Source organism: Acidovorax sp. KPB24-03 (genome assembly GCF_057546605.1).
Genome location: NZ_BAAJYR010000268.1, coordinates 1 through 4,782, shown reverse-complemented (window position 1 = coordinate 4,782; position 4,782 = coordinate 1). Strand labels below are relative to the sequence as shown.

The 4,782-nt window shown below is 71.4% G+C and carries 3 protein-coding genes; all 3 read right to left on the bottom strand.

The genetic code is table 11. The features are described 5' to 3' along the window. Nucleotides 1-26: 26 nt before the first annotated feature. Nucleotides 27-2,165: a prolyl oligopeptidase family serine peptidase gene (locus AC27KI_RS18850; RefSeq protein WP_487115237.1), complete on the bottom strand. Its 2,139-nt coding sequence runs from the start codon at nucleotides 2,163-2,165 to the stop codon at nucleotides 27-29. A 127-nt stretch (nucleotides 2,166-2,292) separates the two neighbouring features. Next, on the bottom strand, nucleotides 2,293-3,879 hold the full coding sequence (locus tag AC27KI_RS18845) for a RimK family protein (RefSeq protein WP_487115235.1): 1,587 nt from the start codon (nucleotides 3,877-3,879) through the stop codon (nucleotides 2,293-2,295). A gap of 1 nt (nucleotide 3,880) precedes the next feature. Further along, on the bottom strand, nucleotides 3,881-4,782 hold a 902-nt coding region (locus AC27KI_RS18840; protein WP_487115233.1), incomplete at its 5' end, for a GNAT family N-acetyltransferase/peptidase C39 family protein.

The following is a 4,782-nucleotide window of genomic DNA, read 5'->3' as shown; positions in this document are numbered from 1 at the left end:
CTGCGCCGCTGCGGCCGACACGGCATTCAGCCGGCGGCGTTGGCCGCCGCGGGGCGCGGGCCCAGCTGCTGCCACAGGTAGGCGAACTCCAGCGCCAGCAGGTGGGCACGCTGCGCGTTGTCGGCCGCGCCGCCGTGGCCGCCTTCGGTGTTCTCGTAGTACAGCAGGTCGTGCCCCTGCGTCAGCATGCGCGCGGCCATCTTGCGCGCGTGGCCGGGGTGCACCCGGTCGTCGCGTGTCGAGGTGGTGAACAGCACCCGGGGATAGCGCGCATCGGCCCGCACCTGGTGGTAGGGGCTGTAGCGCGCGATGAAGGCCCAGTCGGCCGGGTCGTCCGGATCGCCGTACTCGGCCATCCACGACGCGCCCGCCAGCAGCGTGTGGTAGCGCCGCATGTCCAGCAGCGGCACCTGGCACACCACCGCGTTGAACAGGTCGGGCCGCTGCACCATCACCGCGCCCACCAGCAGCCCGCCATTGCTGCCGCCCTGGATGCCCAGGTGCGCGGGCCGGGTCACGCCGCGCGCGATCAGGTCCTGCGCGATGGCGATCAGGTCGTCGTAGCTGCGCTGCTTGTGTTCGCGCACCGCCGCCTGGTGCCACGCCGGCCCGTACTCGCCGCCGCCGCGCAGGTTGGCCACCACCAGCACGCCGCCCTGCTCGCACCAGGCCCGGCCGTAGTCGGCGGCGTACCAGGGCGTGAGCGCATGCTCGAAGCCGCCGTAGCCGTAGATCAGCGTGGGGTTGCCGCCATCGGCCTGCGCGCCGCGCGGCCACAGCACGAAATACGGCACGCGCGTGCCGTCGGCCGAGGTGGCGAAGCACTGCTCGGTGCGCATGCCTTCGGCATCGAAGCGCGCCGGCCCGGCCTTGAGCAACTCGCGCTCGTCGTGGGCGGTGCTGGCCAGGAACAGCGAGGCGGGCGTGGTGAAGTCGGTGTATGACAGCAGGTAATGCTCGGCCAGCGGATCGTCAGCCAGCAGCGGGTCGTGCAGGGCCGTCACGCCCAGTTGGCCGGGGAACGGCGTGTCCACCGCGCGGCCGACGAAGGGACCGCCCTCGCCCCCGGGCCGGTGCCACAGCTCCAGCCGCTCGGCCACGTTGTCCATCACCTGCAGCAGCACGTGGTCGCGCGTGGTGTCGTAGCCGGCCAGCGAGCGCGTGGCCGTGGGGGTGAACAGCGCCGCAGCCCGGCGCTCGCCGCGCAGCCAGGCCGCCGCGTCGGCATGCAGCAGCGAGCCGGCGGCGAAGTGCGCCTCCCCCAGCACCAGGTCGCTGCGCAGCTCCAGCAGCAGTGTGCCGCGCACGAAGTCGGGAATGGCGTCGTCCGGCACGTCCAGCCGCACGGGGGCGGCATCCGGCGCTTCGGCAGGCCCCTCGGTCAGCCAGACCTCGTGGCGGTAGAAGTCGATCATGCGGGTGAACACGGTGCGCTCGAAGCCCGGCGTGCGGTCCACGCCCACACCCACGCCCACGTCCGACGCCTCGCCCTCGAACACCGTGACCGCGCTGTCCAGCGGCGTGCCGCGCCGCCAGCGCTTGACGATGCGGGGGTAGCCCGATTCGGTCAGGGAGCCCTCGCCGAAATCGGTGCTCACGTAGACAGTTTCGGCGTCGATCCAGGTCACGTCCGACTTGGCCTCAGGCAGGGCGAAACCCGCTTCGACGAACTGCCGCGACACCAGGTCGAACTCGCGGATCACCGTGGCATCGGCCCCGCCGCGCGAGAGCGACACCAGGGCGTGGCGATACTCCGGACCCAGCACTTCGGCCCCGCCCCAGACCCAGTTCTCGTCCTCGGCCAGGGCGAGGGCATCCAGGTCGAGCACCGTTTCCCACGCGGGTTCGGGCGCGCGGTACCCGGCCAGCGTGGTGCGCCGCCACAGCCCGCGGCGGTGGTGCCCGTCCTGCCACAGGTTGTAGAGCCAGTCGCCACGCCGCACCACGCTGGGAATGCGGTCCTTGGCGTCCATGATGTCCAGCAACTGCTCGCGCGTGGGGGCATATTCGGGCCGGGCCGTCAGCACCGCCTCGGAATGCGCATTGCGCTCGCGCACCCAGGCCAGGGCGCGTTCGCTGTCCACCGCTTCGAGCCACTGGTGGGGGTCTTCATCCTGCGCGGGATCGTGGGCGGGCGTTGCGATGGGCGGCGTGGATTCGGGCATGGGTTCCTTGAGGGATGGCGTTCCGGGCCGGCACGGCCGGTCTTCGGGGATTTTCGCCGCCCCGGCTTGCCCTGTGCCGGGCCGGGGTTTGGCCGGAGTTTTGCGGGGCAGCGGGCCCTGCCGCGTCCTACCGCGCGGGCACGGCCGCACCGGTGCCGGCGGGCTCGGACCACCGCGCCGTCCCCTGGCAGGCGGCCAGGTTCCGTTGCGAAGGCCCGCTGCAGGGGGACGCTGTGCCCTCCCGGTTCAGCCGCCAGTCCATGCGCGCGAGCAGATGGCCCAGCAGCGTGCGGTACAGCGCATCGCCCACCAGCGCATCCTCGACGCCGGCGTCCAGGTTGGGGTTGTCGTTGATCTCGATCACATGGGCGCCGGCCGCATTGCACTTGAGGTCCACGCCGTAAAAGCCGTTGCCGACCAGCCGCGCCGCGCGCGTGGCGGCCTGCAGCACCGGCGGCGGCACGGCATGCAGGGACACGGCCTGGGTGCGGCCCTCCACGTACCCGCCGTCTTCGCCGTGCTGCAGGATCTGCCAGTGGCCTTCGCACATGTAGTACTTCGCGGCGAACAGGGGCTCCCCGCCCACCAGGCCGATGCGCCAGTCGAAGTCGGTGTACATGAACTCCTGCAGCAGGATGATCCCGGACTCGCGGAGCATTTCGCGCGCAATGGCGTGCAGCGCCTCGGCGTTCTCGGCCTTCTTCACGCTGCGGCTGAACGAGCCGTCCGGCACCTTCACGACCACCGGATAGGCGAGGCCCCGCGGCAGATCGCCCAGCGTGCGGCGGCTCACGAGGTGCGTGCGCGGCGTGGCGATGCCGTGGCCCTTGAGCAGCTCGGCCAGATACGCCTTGTTGGTGCATCGCAGGATGGACACCGGATCGTCGATCACCGGCATGCCCTCGGCCGCGGCTTTCTTGGCGAACTGGAAGGTGTGGTGGTTGACCGCCGTGGTCTCGCGGATGAAGAGCGCATCGAACTGGGTCAGGCGCGAGAAATCCTTCTTCTCGATCAGTTCGACCGCGATGCCCATGCCGTGGCCCACGTCCACGATCTTCTGCAGCGTGCGGCGGCTGGACGGCGGCAGCGGGTCGTTGGGGTCGTGCAGGATGGCCAGGTCCATGCGCGGCGCGGCCACCGGTGCGGCGGGGCGCCAGTGGCGGCGCGTGAAATGCGCCAGGGCCTCGTCGAACAGGCCGTCGCGGTGGGCATCCACATCGCGCGGATCCAGCGATTGCAGCGCGGCGACATGCCAGCCGGGCGATGGCTCGCGCCGCTGCAGGTGCAGCCGCAGCAACGGGCAGCGGAACAGCTCGAAGCTCTTGCGCGCAAGGGCGGTCAGTTCGGCGTCCTCCGTCAGCCCGAAGAACACGTGCAGGGTGAGCGAGCTGACGGACTGCGGCACGCTGTCCAGCGGACCGATCAGGCGGTCCAGCGCGGCCAGCGAAGCCGCCTGCTGCTTGCCGCGCTGCAGTGCCACGATGGTCTCGACGCTGGGCGTGACCCGGTCGCCCCGCGCTTCGGCCAGCAGCGAGCAGTAGTAGCCCATGTCCAGGTAGCTGTAGTTGCGGCACAGGTTGGTGACCTTGCGCGCACGCGCTCGCGGGCGCGGCTCTTCGGCGATGAACGCCTCCGCGGTGACGATGCGCACCCCGGGGTCGCTCCAGCGGAAATCCGAGCGTCTTTCCACCACGATCACATGTTCTGAAGTCACTTCAAGGCTTTCTGGACAGGATGACGGCCGCTGTCCGGCGGCGGCGCCCGTAGCGGGCCATCTTCTTGAATTCGGACAGGCTCACCGACACGCCGCCGTCGCCCTCGCCCGAACGGGCCATCGGGTCCAGCACCCGGAAGACCGTGCCGTCGAAGCCGGTGATGACGACCCAGTGCGGTGCCTTTTCGCGGTGCAGGCGCCACAGGCTGATGAGCACGATGGGCACATGCCCGTGGCGCAACTGCTCGATCACGCCCTCGGGCGAGACCGGCAGCGCGAACACCGGCGCGCCATGCGCGACCAGTTCGGCGCGGAAATCGTCCTCCACGCGCTGGATCACGCGCTTCTTGTGGGGCTCGCGCACGCTGTCCATGAAGAGCGACGAGCCCGCGGCGGCGTACACCGCCACACCGAAGCCACGGCGCAGGGCGGCGCAGGCCAGGCCGAACGGGCCGCAGCCGCCATGGCCCGCGGCCATGAACACCGTGGTCGCCTCGCGCCACAGGCGGATCTCGGCCGCCTGGTCCAGCACGGTGTCCGGCGCCAGGGCCGACATGGCGATCAGCAGCGCGCATGGGCCGCAGGTGAAGTCGAGCGTCTGTCCGTAGTGCCGGGCCCCGGGCAGCATCAGCCGGTCCCGGCGGTGGCCGTCGAACACGTCCTTCTCGAAGCGGATCGCATCCGCGCCGTCCGCGTAGTAGCCGGGCGCGCGGCCCACCGCCACGAACCCGAAGCGCTGGAACAGCCGGTGGGCGGCCACGTTCTCGGCCCGGCTCTCCAGGCGCAGCAGGGCGCAGCCCCAATGGCGCGCGCAGTCCAGCGCCTCGGCCAGGAACGCACTGGCGATGCCGCCGTGGCGCGCCTGGGGCGCCACCGCGATGGAATACAGCCGCGCCACCGAGG